General features: G+C 71.2%; 11 protein-coding genes. 7 read left to right on the top strand and 4 right to left on the bottom strand.

Annotated elements, in window-relative coordinates; translation table 11 throughout:
• Together H1D33_RS24250 and H1D33_RS24245 are read right to left on the bottom strand one after the other, a co-directional pair.
• On the bottom strand, positions 1-2,820 hold the full coding sequence (locus H1D33_RS24250; protein WP_181570970.1) for a transglycosylase domain-containing protein: 2,820 nt from the start codon (positions 2,818-2,820) through the stop codon (positions 1-3).
• Positions 2,821-3,014: 194 nt separating this feature from the next.
• Complete coding sequence (locus H1D33_RS24245; protein ID WP_181570971.1) at positions 3,015-3,461, bottom strand: DUF5318 domain-containing protein; 447 nt, start codon at positions 3,459-3,461, stop codon at positions 3,015-3,017.
• Positions 3,462-3,637: 176 nt separating this feature from the next.
• On the opposite strand from H1D33_RS24245, the gene H1D33_RS24240 reads away from it, so the two are divergent.
• Both H1D33_RS24240 and H1D33_RS24235 read left to right on the top strand, forming a co-directional pair.
• Entirely contained in the window at positions 3,638-4,276 is a 639-nt protein-coding gene (locus tag H1D33_RS24240; protein WP_181570972.1) for a PadR family transcriptional regulator, read from the top strand.
• A 23-nt stretch (positions 4,277-4,299) separates the two neighbouring features.
• Positions 4,300-5,379, top strand: a complete 1,080-nt coding sequence (locus tag H1D33_RS24235) for an inositol-3-phosphate synthase (RefSeq protein WP_181570973.1) — start codon at positions 4,300-4,302, stop codon at positions 5,377-5,379.
• A 274-nt stretch (positions 5,380-5,653) separates the two neighbouring features.
• On the opposite strand, the gene H1D33_RS24230 is transcribed toward H1D33_RS24235, so the two are convergent.
• A complete protein-coding gene (locus H1D33_RS24230) occupies positions 5,654-6,133 on the bottom strand; it encodes a methylated-DNA--[protein]-cysteine S-methyltransferase (RefSeq protein WP_181570974.1) in 480 nt (159 codons plus the stop codon).
• Positions 6,134-6,200: 67 nt separating this feature from the next.
• Here H1D33_RS24230 and H1D33_RS24225 point away from each other — a divergent pair, with 67 nt between their 5' ends.
• The 5 genes from H1D33_RS24225 to H1D33_RS24205 are packed head-to-tail and all read left to right on the top strand — an operon-like array spanning position 6,201 to position 9,901.
• Positions 6,201-6,710, top strand: a complete 510-nt coding sequence (locus tag H1D33_RS24225; protein WP_246411902.1) for a SigE family RNA polymerase sigma factor — start codon at positions 6,201-6,203, stop codon at positions 6,708-6,710.
• Complete coding sequence (locus H1D33_RS24220; protein ID WP_307755244.1) at positions 6,707-7,084, top strand: hypothetical protein; 378 nt, start codon at positions 6,707-6,709, stop codon at positions 7,082-7,084. The genes H1D33_RS24225 and H1D33_RS24220 overlap by 4 nt, the downstream gene beginning before the upstream one ends.
• Positions 7,081-7,797 carry a TolB-like translocation protein gene (locus H1D33_RS24215; protein ID WP_307755243.1) on the top strand — a complete coding sequence of 239 codons (717 nt, stop codon included), beginning with the start codon at positions 7,081-7,083 and terminating at the stop codon, positions 7,795-7,797. The genes H1D33_RS24220 and H1D33_RS24215 overlap by 4 nt, the downstream gene beginning before the upstream one ends.
• A gap of 31 nt (positions 7,798-7,828) precedes the next feature.
• Positions 7,829-8,371 (top strand): NfeD family protein, encoded by a 543-nt coding sequence (locus tag H1D33_RS24210; RefSeq protein ID WP_181570977.1) that lies wholly within the window; start codon positions 7,829-7,831, stop codon positions 8,369-8,371.
• 24 nt (positions 8,372-8,395) lie between these two features.
• Positions 8,396-9,901, top strand: coding sequence for a flotillin family protein (locus tag H1D33_RS24205; protein WP_181570978.1), 1,506 nt, complete (start codon positions 8,396-8,398; stop codon positions 9,899-9,901).
• 64 nt (positions 9,902-9,965) lie between these two features.
• On the opposite strand, the gene H1D33_RS24200 is transcribed toward H1D33_RS24205, so the two are convergent.
• Positions 9,966-12,005, bottom strand: a complete 2,040-nt coding sequence (locus H1D33_RS24200; RefSeq protein ID WP_181570979.1) for a S8 family peptidase — start codon at positions 12,003-12,005, stop codon at positions 9,966-9,968.
• Positions 12,006-12,184 lie beyond the last annotated feature (179 nt).

The following is a 12,184-nucleotide window of genomic DNA, read 5'->3' as shown; positions in this document are numbered from 1 at the left end:
TCAGTTCGTCTGCCTGGTCGGTGGGGTGCTCGGCAGCACGCCACCGCCCCGGCCGCCGCCACCCGGGAAGCCGGGGAGACCACCGCCCTGGTCGCCGCCGCCGGGGTTGCCGCCACCCGGGTTTCCGCCCTGGTTGCCGCCGCCCTGGTTGCCGTCGGGGCAGAACAGGCCCAGCGGGTCGCAGGTGGGGCCGCCGGCCGGGGGCGGGGGCGCGGGCATCTCGCCGTTGCCGACGTCGTCCTTGCCGATGTTCGCGGCGGGCGGGAACTCTTCCTTGTCCTTGCCCTTGAGCGCGTCGTTCATGAAGCGCTGGAAGATCTCACCGGGCATCTTGGCGCCGCTGATGTCCTCGCCGCCCTTGTACTTGATCGCCTTGCGGTCCTTGAGGTTGCCGACCCAGACGGCGGTGGCGAGCTGCGGCGTGTAGCCGATCATCCAGGCGTCACCGTTGCGGGTGCTGCCGTCGCCGAGTTCCCAGGTGCCGGTCTTCTCGGCGGCCTGACGGCCGTCGTCGAGCCGGCGGTTCACCTGGCCCGGGTACTGCTTCAGCACGGACGTGACGTCGGCGACGATGTCCTTGTCGATCCGCTGCTGCCCCTTGAGCTTCTCGCCGCCGACGGTGTCCCACTTGCCGGTGCTCGGGTTCTGCTTCTGGACCCGCTTGATGAAGTGCGCCTTGTTGTAGACGCCCTCGTTGGCGAAGGTGGCGACGCCGTTGGCGTGGTCGAGCACGGTGATCGGGTACTGGCCGTAGCCGACCACGTTGAAGAACGGGTCCGGCGCGACCTCCTTGGTGTCCTTCACCTTGGTCAGGTCGTACGCCTTGGCCGGGTTGGTGTCGGTCCGCCACATGGTGGTGACGCCGGCCTGCTTGGCCATCTCGACGACCTTGTCCGGGCCGATCTTCTCGGTGATGTAGTAGAACGGCACGTTCAGTGACTTGAGCGTGGACAACTCCAGCGTGCAGGAGTCGCCACACTTGACCCGGTCGGCGCCGGCGTTGCTGACCTTGAACTTGGTGTCCTTCGGCGTGAACGCCGAGCCCTTCCACCGGGACTTGATGGAGATGCCCTCCTTGAGGGCCGCCGCCAGCGTGTAGATCTTGAAGCTCGACCCCGGCGAGTGACCGCCGCTGACCACGCCGTTCTCCACGTTCTTGCCCGCGTAGTCGGTGCCGGTGCCGTTGTCGCCGCCGTAGTAGGCGCGTACCCCGCCGGTCTTCGGGTCGATCGAGACCACCGCGGCCATGAGGTTCGACGGCTGCCCGGCGAGCGCGGAGCCCTTCTTGGCCCGTTGGGCCGCGTCGAGCACCGCGTCCTGCATCTTCTTGTCGATCGTCGTGGTGATCTTGTAGCCGCCGCGGCTGAGCGCCTTCGCGCAGAGCGGCTTGTCGGCGGTCGCCTCGGCCTCGTTGTCGGTGCAGAGGTTCATCTCACGCAGTTCCTGCGAGACGTAGTTCACGACGTTGCCGTACGGGGTGTTGACGCCGAAGCTGCCGGCGCCGGTCTTCGTCGGCTTCTGGATGTTCTTCGGGTATTCGGTGGGGTGCTGCGGCATGTTCGGCGCGTCGAGCCACTTCTCGGTGATCATGCCGTTGATGACGTAGTTCCACCGGTCCAGCGCGTCCTGCGGGTTGATCGCCGGGTCGAAGCCCTGGTGCGTGGCGCTCGGCTCGGGCTGCTTGATCAGCGCGGCCAGCACCGCGGCCTCGGCCACGGTCAGCTTGGCGACGTCCTTCTGGAAGTAGGTCTGCGCGGCCGCCTGGATGCCGTACGCGCCACGTCCGAAGTAGATGACGTTCAGGTAGTGCTGCATGATCACGCTTTTGTCGTACTTGTCGTTCAGCTTGGAGGCGAGGATCGCCTCCTTCACCTTGCGGCCGTACGTGTCCTGGTTCAGGTTCTCGAACGCGTTGCGCGCGTACTGCTGGGTGATGGTCGAGGCACCCTGCTTGTCGCCACCGCTGAGGTTGTTCCACGCGGCCCGGGCGATGCCCTTGTAGTCCACGCCGGAGTGGCGGTAGAAGTTGCGGTCCTCGGCGGCCGCGACCGCGTGCTGGACGTGCTCCGGGATCTGCTGGATGGTGACCAACTGGCGGTTCTGGTCACCGATCCGGGCGATCGGCGTCTTCCCGGTCGAGTCATAGATGGTGGTGGAGAGCGGCGGGATGGTGTCCTCGGGGAGCAGCACCTTCTGCGAGTACCAGGTGAAGCTGACCACTCCGATGCCGGCGAGCATGATGAACACGGCGAAGCCGGCGATCAGCATGTTGAGCCGACGCCGCTTCTTCGCCCGCGCCGGGTCCCCACCACGACCGCTCCGGCCGGGACCGGTCGGGCCGCCCGGGCCACCGGGACCACCCGGACCGCCGCCGCTGAAGCCGGGCACGCCGGCTCGCGCCACCGCGGCGCGGCCACCGACCGGCGCCGCGCCGACACCGGCCCGCCCGGCGCCGCCCACGCTCGCCGCGCCGACCGAGGCGCGTCCGGCCGGACCGGCCGGGGAGACCGGGACCGACGCCCGTCCGGCGCCCGCGCGCCCGGAGACGCCGGGTGCCGGCGAGACGGGGACCGAGGCACGGCCCGCGCCGGCACGGCCGACCGGGGCCGCGCCCGCGGCGCCGCGCGGCATCGGTGGTACGCCGCTGACCGGAGCCCGGCCGCCGGCGCCGCGTGGGGTGACCGAGGCGCGCGCCGAGGCTCCGCCCTCCGGGGCGCCGGACCAGCCGTTTCCGCGCGGGCTCCGCTCGGAGCCGGTGTCGCCGTTCGGGCCCGGGATCTGGGCCCGCCCACGCGAAGAACTGGGATCGCCGTAGTTCATTCCTCACACCCTGCCGGTCGCGGTGGGACGCGGGGGCGTCGCCACCGGGTTGCCGTGAGCTGAAACACGGGACGCTACCTGCCGGCCCTGCCGGCGTGCACCCGTCAAATCCGATCTATTCGGACCAATTACGCTTAAAGACTGTCGCTCGTGCCGCCCGGGAAACGGGCCGGCGACGATCGGGACAGTCGCGTTCACCGTTGCGCCTCTCGCCTTCGCCGAGGGGTGGAGCCGTCGGCCGTGACCGCCCCGGTCGCGTCCGCCGCCTCGTCCGCGAGACCGTCCCGGCCGAGCAGGAACTGCTCGACCAGATGGTTCCAGTCGCAGCCGGGACAGACCTCCACCACGAACACCTGGAACTCACGCAGCGTCATGGCCAGGACGGGCAACTCCGCCCGGGTACGCGCCTGACCCGCCGACTGCTTGAGTTCGTCACCGTAAATGTAGTGGACGTGGATCAGGTTCTCGCTACGGCAGATCGGGCAGCGATGGTCGGTCGGTTCGCCGTGGAAGCGCGCGGCGTTCTTCAGGTACGGCGAGGCGTCGCACACGTCGTACGTGCCGATCCGCCCGGCCAGGAGCTCGCGCAGCACCGCTCGCTTCTGGAGCGAGTAGTCGACCACCTGGCGCTGCGTACGCATGCGGCAAAGGGTACGCGCTCCGGCGAACCCAGGCGACCATGGTCACGATCAGTGATGATCGCGTCGCGTAGACGGGGGTTTGCCCTGGCCACCGCCGTCCGCTAACGTTCGATGTATCGGACCGATACATCGCGGTGGTTAGCTCTCCGCGCAGGGGGAAAGAAGGGACGGCGCCCGTGCTCGAGTTCGCCATCCTGGGTCTCCTGCAGGAGGCGCCGATGCACGGTTACGAGCTGCGCAAGGAGTTGACCGCGAAGCTCGGCGCCATCCGGGCGGCGATCAGCTACGGCTCGCTCTACCCGACCCTGCGACGGCTGCAGGCGGCGGGATGGATCACCGAAGCCGCCGAGACACCCGCGACCGCCGAGGAGGTTCCCGCGCTGACCAGCCGACGCGGTCGGGTGGTCTACACCATTACCGCGGAGGGCAAGGAACGCTTCGCCCAGCTCATAGCGCAGGCTGGACCCGAGACGTACGACGACACGGGCTTCGGCGTGCACTTCGCGTTCTTCGCCCGGACCGACCAGGCCACCCGGCTCCGGATCCTGGAAGGTCGCCGTCGCAAGATCGAGGAACGTCGCGAGGGTCTTCGTGACGTGCTCGGCCGGGCAGCCGAGCGCCTCGACGCGTACACCCTGGAACTGCAGCGCCACGGGCTCGACGCCTGCGAGCGCGAGGTCCGCTGGCTGGAGGAGCTCATCGCCAACGAGCGCTCCGGCCGGGCCCCGACCGCCCCGGGCACCGGGACGGCCACGGGCCGAGGAGACAACGACAGCCCGCCCACGCCTGGAACGTCCAGGACAGAGCGGCCGTGATGAAGAAGAAGGAGGCAGACGCTATGGGCTCCGTCCGCGTCGCCATCGTCGGTGTGGGTAACTGCGCCTCGTCCCTCGTGCAGGGCGTGGAGTACTACCGGGACGCCGACCCGAACGACCGCGTCCCGGGTCTCATGCACGTCACCTTCGGCGACTACCACGTCTCCGACGTGAAGTTCGTCGCGGCGTTCGACGTCGACGCCAAGAAGGTGGGCATGGACCTCGCGGAGGCGATCGTCGCCAGCGAGAACAACACGATCAAGCTGTGCGACGTGGCGCCGACCGGCGTCACCGTGCAGCGCGGCCCGACCTTCGACGGTCTCGGGCAGTACTACCGGGAGATCGTCGAGGAGTCGGACGCCCAGCCGGTCGACGTGGCGCAGGCACTGCGCGACGCGCAGGTCGACGTGGTCGTCTCCTACCTGCCGGTGGGCTCCGAGCAGGCCGACAAGTTCTACGCCCAGGCCGCGATCGACGCCGGCTGCGCGTTCGTGAACGCCCTGCCGGTCTTCATCGCCTCCGACCCGGAGTGGGCGCAGAAGTTCACCGACGCCGGTCTGCCGATCGTGGGTGACGACATCAAGAGCCAGGTCGGCGCCACCATCGTGCACCGCGCGCTGGCGAAGCTCTTCGAGGACCGCGGGGTCGAGCTGCTGCGCACCTACCAGCTCAACTTCGGCGGCAACATGGACTTCATGAACATGCTGGAGCGCAACCGCCTGGTCTCGAAGAAGATCTCGAAGACCCAGTCGGTGACCTCCCAGATCCCGCACGAGATGAGCAAGAGCGACGTGCACATCGGCCCGTCCGACCACGTGCCGTGGCTGGACGACCGCAAGTGGGCGTACATCCGTCTGGAGGGCCGCTCCTTCGGTGACACCCCGCTGAACGCGGAGCTGAAGCTCGAGGTGTGGGACTCGCCGAACTCGGCCGGTGTCATCATCGACGCCGTCCGCGCCGCGAAGATCGCGCTGGACCGGAAGATCGGTGGCCCGATCCTCTCCGCCTCGTCCTACTTCATGAAGTCCCCGCCGGAGCAGTACGCCGACCACGACGCGCACGCCGCCGTCGAGGCGTTCATCGCCGGTGAGGTCGAGCGCTGACGCGCTGACGAAGCACATCGCGAGGGCCGGGTCCGTCGGGACCCGGCCCTCGTCGCGTATGAGCCCCGCCGGGCATACGAAGATCGTCCACCCACTCCTGCCCCACCCGGCCCACCAGCGGAACAGGACGGGTGAGTCACGGCCGCCGACACAAACTCCTTGATCAGCCCCAAGCGGGCACCGACGGGCGGACAAGGCGCGGCGATCATGAAGTTGACGGGCGACAAATCGGACGGCGGGCGCCGCCAACTTCATGATCAATTGGTCGGTCGGGTCAGGACCAGGCCCGTCGCAGCGCGACGCCGGCCTCCAACTCCAGCAGGGTCACCTTGCGCGGCAGCCCACCGCCGAAGCCGACCAGCTTGCCGCCCGCCCCCACGATCCGGTGACACGGCACGATCACCGGCACCGGGTTGCGGTTGCACGCCACCCCCACCGCCCGGGCCGCACCCGGCTCACCGAGCGTCTTCGCCACCGCGCCGTAGGTGGTCGTCTCCCCGTAGGGGATGCCTGTCATCTCGCGCCAGACCGCGCGCTCGAACTCCGAGCCCCGGGGCGCCGACACCGGCACGCCGAACTCGGTCAGCTCCCCGGCGAAGTAGGCCCGCAGCTCCGCCACCGCCCGCCGGGCCAGGTCGTCGCCGGGTTCGTCGGCGGCACCCGCCACCCGGCCGAAGTGCGTGCCGCGCACCGCGTCGGCGTCGGTGCCGACGGAGAACTCCCCGATCGGCGAGTCGAGCACGGTCCAGCGCATGCCGCCCATTGTCGCGCGGCGGGCAAAGTTTTCCCCGCCGCGGGCGTCGAAGAGACGGAGGTGGACGGTGGCGGAGGTCGACCGGGAGTTCACCGCGTTCGTCAACGAGCGCGGAGCGGTCCTGCTGCGGGTCGCGTACGCGCTCGCCGGCAACCAGCACGCGGCGGAGGACCTGCTGCAGAACGCGCTGGCGAAGGCGTACGCCCGATGGCCCCGGATCCGTGGCGACGCGGAGCCGTACGTGAAACGGATCCTCTACCACGACCAGGTCTCCGGCTGGCGGCGGCGGGCGCGGCGCGCGGAGGTGTCGGTGGCGGACCTGCCGGAACGGCCGGTGGCCGGTGACGACAGCGACCTGCGGCTGCTGCTGCGGGACGCGCTGCGCGCGCTGCCGCCCCGCCAGCGCGCCGTGCTGACGCTGCGCTACCTGGAGGACCTGAGCGTCGAGCAGACCGCGGCGATGCTCGGCTGCCGACCCGGGACCGTAGCGAGCCAGAGCGCCAAGGCGCTGGCCCGGCTCCGGCATCTCGTGCCGGCGCTCGACGAGATGACCAACCCGGCGGAGGTGGCCCGATGAGCACGTCGCTGGACGAGACGCTCCGGACGGCCGTACGCGACCTGGCCGCCGATGCGGCACCTGCGCCGGACCTGGCGCTCCGGGCGCTCGGGCAGGGTCGACGGCTGCGCCGCCGGCGGCGGGTCACCACCGCCGCCGCCACCGTGGTCGCGGTGATCGCGGTGATCCTGCCGTTCGTGCTGCTTCGACCGCGTCCCACCCCGCCGCCGGCCACCCCGCCGCCCACGCCCACCCCTCGCTCCGACCCGAACCCGGCGCGGCCTGGGCCGATCAGCCGTTGGTGCTGCCCGGCGACTGGGTGGTCACCCGGGGACAGGTGGCCGGCGGCTCCGGCTCGGGAGTGCTGCTCGACCGCGGCCGCGGTCGATACGTGACCACCGACCGCTACGACGGCATCTATCCGGCGCCCGCCGGCTCCCTCGTCGCGGTTCGGGACGACGCCCGCCCCCGGGAGATCGGCCTGTTCGACCTGGCCGACGGAAAGACCCGCTGGTACGAGGTCGGCCGCGCGCTGACCGCGCCGAGTTGGTCGCCGGACGGCCGCCGGGTGCTGTTCACCACCCGCCAACTGGACCACTTCGGCTTCATCGTGCTCGGCGCCGACGGTGCCCGGTTCCCCCACCCCGTCGACACCCGGGCCTTCCCCTGCAGCGACTACTGCTTCTTCGTCTGGAGCCGGGACGGACGCGACGTGGTGCTCCAGCAGACCGATCTGAGCCGCTCCCGGTCCGAGGCCGCCCGGCACCCCCGGCGGGGAGTCCAGTTCTTCTCCGCCGACACCGGCCGGCCGACCCGCTTCGAGCCGCTGCCCGGAGACCCGGCCGGACCATGGTCCTGGTCACCCGACGGGAAACTGGTGGTGGTCCAGGGCCGCGAGGAGCCGCTGCTGGTGGAGGCCGCGACCGGCCGGGTGGTGAACCCGCTGCCCAGCGCGGACGTCGTCTGGGTCGACGACGACCGGCTGCTCTACCGCCGGCCGCTCGGTACCGGTGACTTCGTGCTCGCCGACACCACCGGCCGGGAGCTGATCCGTCAGCCGCTGCCGCGACAACTGGTCGGTCTGGAGGTGACGATCGCACCCCGCTGAGTGGCCGCTGAGGGTTCGCTGCACGCAGTGGATGTTGCACCACACCGATACCGTGCAGGTCGTGGCCATGGGGACGCTCATCTTCCTGATCATCGGCGGAGCCGGTGTCGGTGTGCTGACGCTCGCCCTGCTCGGCTCGGGAGTGCTGCACCTCGGCCATCCGGACGTCGACGGCCCGGTGTCGCTGGAGGCGGTCGCCGGGTTCGTCGGTGCGTTCGGGTTCGGCGCCGCGATCGTCAACGAGCTGCTCGGCGGACGTACCGCCGGGATGGTCGCGGCGGCGGCGGCCGGCGGCGCGCTCGCCGCCGTGCCCACCGGCTGGCTGGCGGCCCGGTTGAGCCGCGCGGCCCGCAACATGCGCACCGACCCCACCCCCACCCGGGACCACCTGACCGGCGCGATCGGCCTGGTGGTCACCCCGATCCCCAGCGGCGGTTACGGCGAGGTCCGGGTACGCCTCGCCGGCCAGCCGGTCAAGCTCAACGCCCGGGCCGACGGGCCCATCCCGATCGGCGCCCGGATCTTCGTGGTCGAAGCGCTCAGCGAGACCAGCGTGCACGTCGAGACCTACTGACTCCCTCAACAGACGGGAACCCCCATGCCCCTGCTCGTCGCCATCGGCGGCGCGGTCCTCCTCGCCGTCCTGCTCGTCATGTTCGTGCTGTCCCGGATCAAGGTGGCCGGGCCGAACGAGGCGTTCATCGTCACCGGCCGCAAGGGCCGGACCACCCAGACCGCCGACGGCATCCGATCCACCGACATGTCCGGCCAGAAGGTCGTGCTCGGCGCCTCGGTCTTCGTGCTGCCGGTGGTGCAGAAGCTGCAGTCCCTCGACCTGTCCAGCCGGCGCATCGACGTCGGCATCCGGGGCGCGGTGAGCAAGCAGGGCATCCGCGCCGACCTGCACGGCGTCGCGATCGTCAAGGTCGGCGGCACCGAGGACGCGATCCGGGCCGCCGCCCAGCGCTTCCTGCACCAGCAGGCCGAGATCGACAACTTCACCCGGGAGGTGCTGGCCGGCGCGCTGCGCTCGATCGTCGGCCGGCTCACCGTCGAGGAGGTCATCCGGGACCGGGCGGCGTTCGCCAGCGCGGTCGCCGAGGAGGCCGAGCACTCGATGACCAACCAGGGTCTGGTGCTGGACACGTTCCAGCTCCAGGACATCCTGGCCGAGGGGTCCTACCTCGCCGACCTGGGCCGGCCCGAGGCCGCCCGGGTGCTCAAGGACGCCGCCATCGCCGAGGCCCGCGCCCGGCAGGCCGCCGAGCAGGAGCGGCTGCTCGCCGAGGAGGCGATCGCCGAGGCGAACCGGAACCTGTCGCTCAAGCAGGCCGGCATCCAGGCCGAGATCGACGCGGCGAAGGCGCGCTCGGCCGCGGCCGGGCCGCTCGCCCAGGCCGAGCGGGACCAGGCGATCCTCTCCGAGCAGCAGAAGGTGGCCGAGCGCAACGCCGAGCTGAAGCAGCGCCAACTCGACACCGAGGTGCGCAAGCCGGCCGACGCCCAGCGGTACAAGGTGGAGCAGGAGGCCGAGGCCGCCCGCAACGCGGCGGTGCTGCGCGCCGACGCCGAGCGGCAGGCCACCATCGCCGCCGCCCAGGCCGCCGCCGAGCAGTCGCGGCTCACCGGTGAGGGCGAGCGGGCCCGCCGGGCCGCGCTGGCCGAGGCGAACGCGATCGAGGGCGCCAAGGAGGGTGAGGCGGAGCAGCGGCGGCGGTCCGCGATCGCCGAGGCGGTCGAGCGGGAGGGCACGGCCGAGGCCGCGGCCATCCTGGCCAGGGGTCAGGCGGAGGCCGACGCGATGGCCCGCAAGGCCGAGGCGTTCGCCGCGTACGGCGAGGCCGCCGTGCTGGACCTCCTGGTCAAGGTGCTCCCCGAGGTCGTCGGCGCGGCCAGCGCCCCGATCGGCGCGATCGACAAGATGACCGTCATCTCCACCGACGGCGCGTCGTCGCTGACCAAGTCGGTGGCCGGCAACGTCGCCCAGGGCCTCCAGCTCGGCAGCGACCTGACCGGCATCGACCTGGCCGGGCTGCTCGCCCGGTTGGGCAGCGCGCACACCAACGGCAAGAGCACGGTGGACGGCAGCACCGTCAACCCGTGACGTACGACGGCGCCCGCCGGTTTCCCCTCGGGGAGCCGGCGGGCGCCGTTATATGTGGTGCGGTTCAGAGCGCGGCGAGGACGAACTTCTCGCCGGCGGCGAGGCCGAGGGTCTCGCTGTCCCAGTCGATGACGCGGCCGGCGATGAGCTGGCTGGCGCCGGTGCTGCCCGCGGTGACCGCCTTGCCGTTGGCGTTGGCCCGCAGGTAGACGGAGCCGTCGGCGTTGTAGTCGAGGACGTCGAAGACCTCCCAGGCGCCGATGGTGGCCGAGCGGGCGATCAGCGGCTTCGCACCGGCGCTCTCCGCCGTCACGTACTTGCTGTTGATCAGCGCCTTCAGGCCGAAGAAGCCGTCACCCACGCTGACGACCTCGTACTTCTCCCAGGCGCCCACGCTGGCCGAGCGGGCGATCAGCGGCTTCGCACCGCCGCTCTCCGCGGTCACGAACTTGCCGTTGGCGACCGCCTTGATGCCGACGATCGGGGCCGGGGCGTCGAAGTCGAACTTCTCGGCGGTGCCGATCGCGGTCTTGCTGGCGATCAGCGGGGAGGTGGTGCTCGGCGCGGTGACGTACTTGCCGTTGACCGCCGCCTTGAGGCTGATCGAGCCGTCGGTGTTGTCGACGACCTGGAACTTCTCCCAGGCGCCGATGGTGGCCGAGCGGGCGATCAGCGGCTTCGCGCCGGCGCTCTCCGCCGTGACGAACTTGTTGGTGACCCGGGCACGCAGACCGAACAGGCCCGCGCCGGCGTCGACCAGGTCGTACTTCTCCCACGCGCCGATGGACGTGCCGCGCGCGATCAGCGGCTTCGCGCCAGCGCTCTCCGCGACCACGTAACGGCCGTTGACCTGGGCCTTGAGGGCGTACGAGCCGCGGGCCGTCACCGGGTTGCCGACGTGCAGCAGCCGGTCCAGCGAGCCCATGGTGTCGTGCACGGCGCCGCCGACGCCGGTCGTGACGACGGAGTCGCGCACCTGCTGCGGCGTCCAGGTCGGGTGCGTCTCCAGCAGCAGCGCGGCGGCGCCCGCCACGTGCGGGGAGGCCATCGAGGTGCCGCTCATCGCCGTCGAGCCGGAGGCGGTGCCGGCCTTCGCCGAGACGATGCCCGCGCCGGGCGCGAACGTGTCCAGGCAGCGGCCGTAGTTGGAGAACCAGGTCCGCATGTCCAGCCGGTCGGTGGCGCCGACCGTGATGGCGGCCGGCACGTTCGCCGGCGAGGAGCCGCAGGCGTCCTTCCAACTGTTACCGGCCGCGACCGCGTAGGTGATGCCGGAGTTGATGGACCGGTTGATCGCGTCGTTGAGCGCCTGGTCGGTCTTGTCGTCGCCGAGGCTCATGTTGGCCACGGAAGGCCCGCTGGCGTGCGTGGTCACCCAGTCGACGCCAGCGATCACGGTTTCGCTGTCGCCGCTGCCGGCGCAGTCGAGCACCCGGACCGCGACCAGCTTGACGTCCTTGGCCACGCCGTACTTCGTGCCGCCGAGGGTGCCGGCCACGTGCGTGCCGTGCCCGTCGCAGTCCTGCGCGACGTCGTCCTGCTCGACCGCGTCGTAGCCGTTCACGGCCCGCCCGCCGAAGTCCTGGTGGTCGATGTCGATGCCGGTGTCGATGACGTACGCGGTCACCCCGGCGCCGGTCGACGAGTAGGTGTACTTGCCGTCCGTCTTGGTCTTGAGCTGGTCGAGCCGGTCCAGGCCCCACGGCGGGGCGGTCTGGGTGTCGGTGGCCCGGTAGCGCTGGACCTGCTGGACGTACGCGACGTCGGGGTCCGCGGCCAGGCGCTCGGCCTGCCGGCGGTCCATGCTGGCCGAGTAGCCGTGCAGCGCCTTGCCGAACACCCGGCGGACGGAACCGCCGTGCTCACCGGCGAGGGCCGACGCGGCGGACTTCGTCTTGGCCGGGCTGGCCTTGCCGTCCTTCAGGACGACGATGTAGCGGCCGGGCACCGCCTGGCCCGTGTCGGCGCCGCGTACCGGGGCGCGCTTCGGGCCGTCCGGGGCGGCCAGCGCCGGGCCGGCGGTGGTGGCGCAGAGGATTGAGGTGGCGGAGGTGAGGGCGATCCCCACCAACGCGGAGCGGCGCAACGCGCCGTGGCGTGACACTGAATGGTCTCCCCGTGTCCAGCGACCGTCCGGAGGGGACGGGCGGATGCGATCAGGACAGCCGTGCCGTCGAGCGGGACGGCTGGTGATGACCAACATCATGCGGGAGACATCGACCGGAGCACGTCATCCGTTCGGTCGACACGCCGGCGTATCGTCGTCGAATTTCGACGGCGTCG

The organism is Micromonospora ferruginea (genome assembly GCF_013694245.2).
In the GTDB taxonomy this organism is placed as follows: Bacteria; Actinomycetota; Actinomycetes; order Mycobacteriales; family Micromonosporaceae; genus Micromonospora; species Micromonospora robiginosa.
Note: the sequence above shows the minus strand (reverse complement) of the source record. Positions and strands in the feature narration are given on the sequence as shown.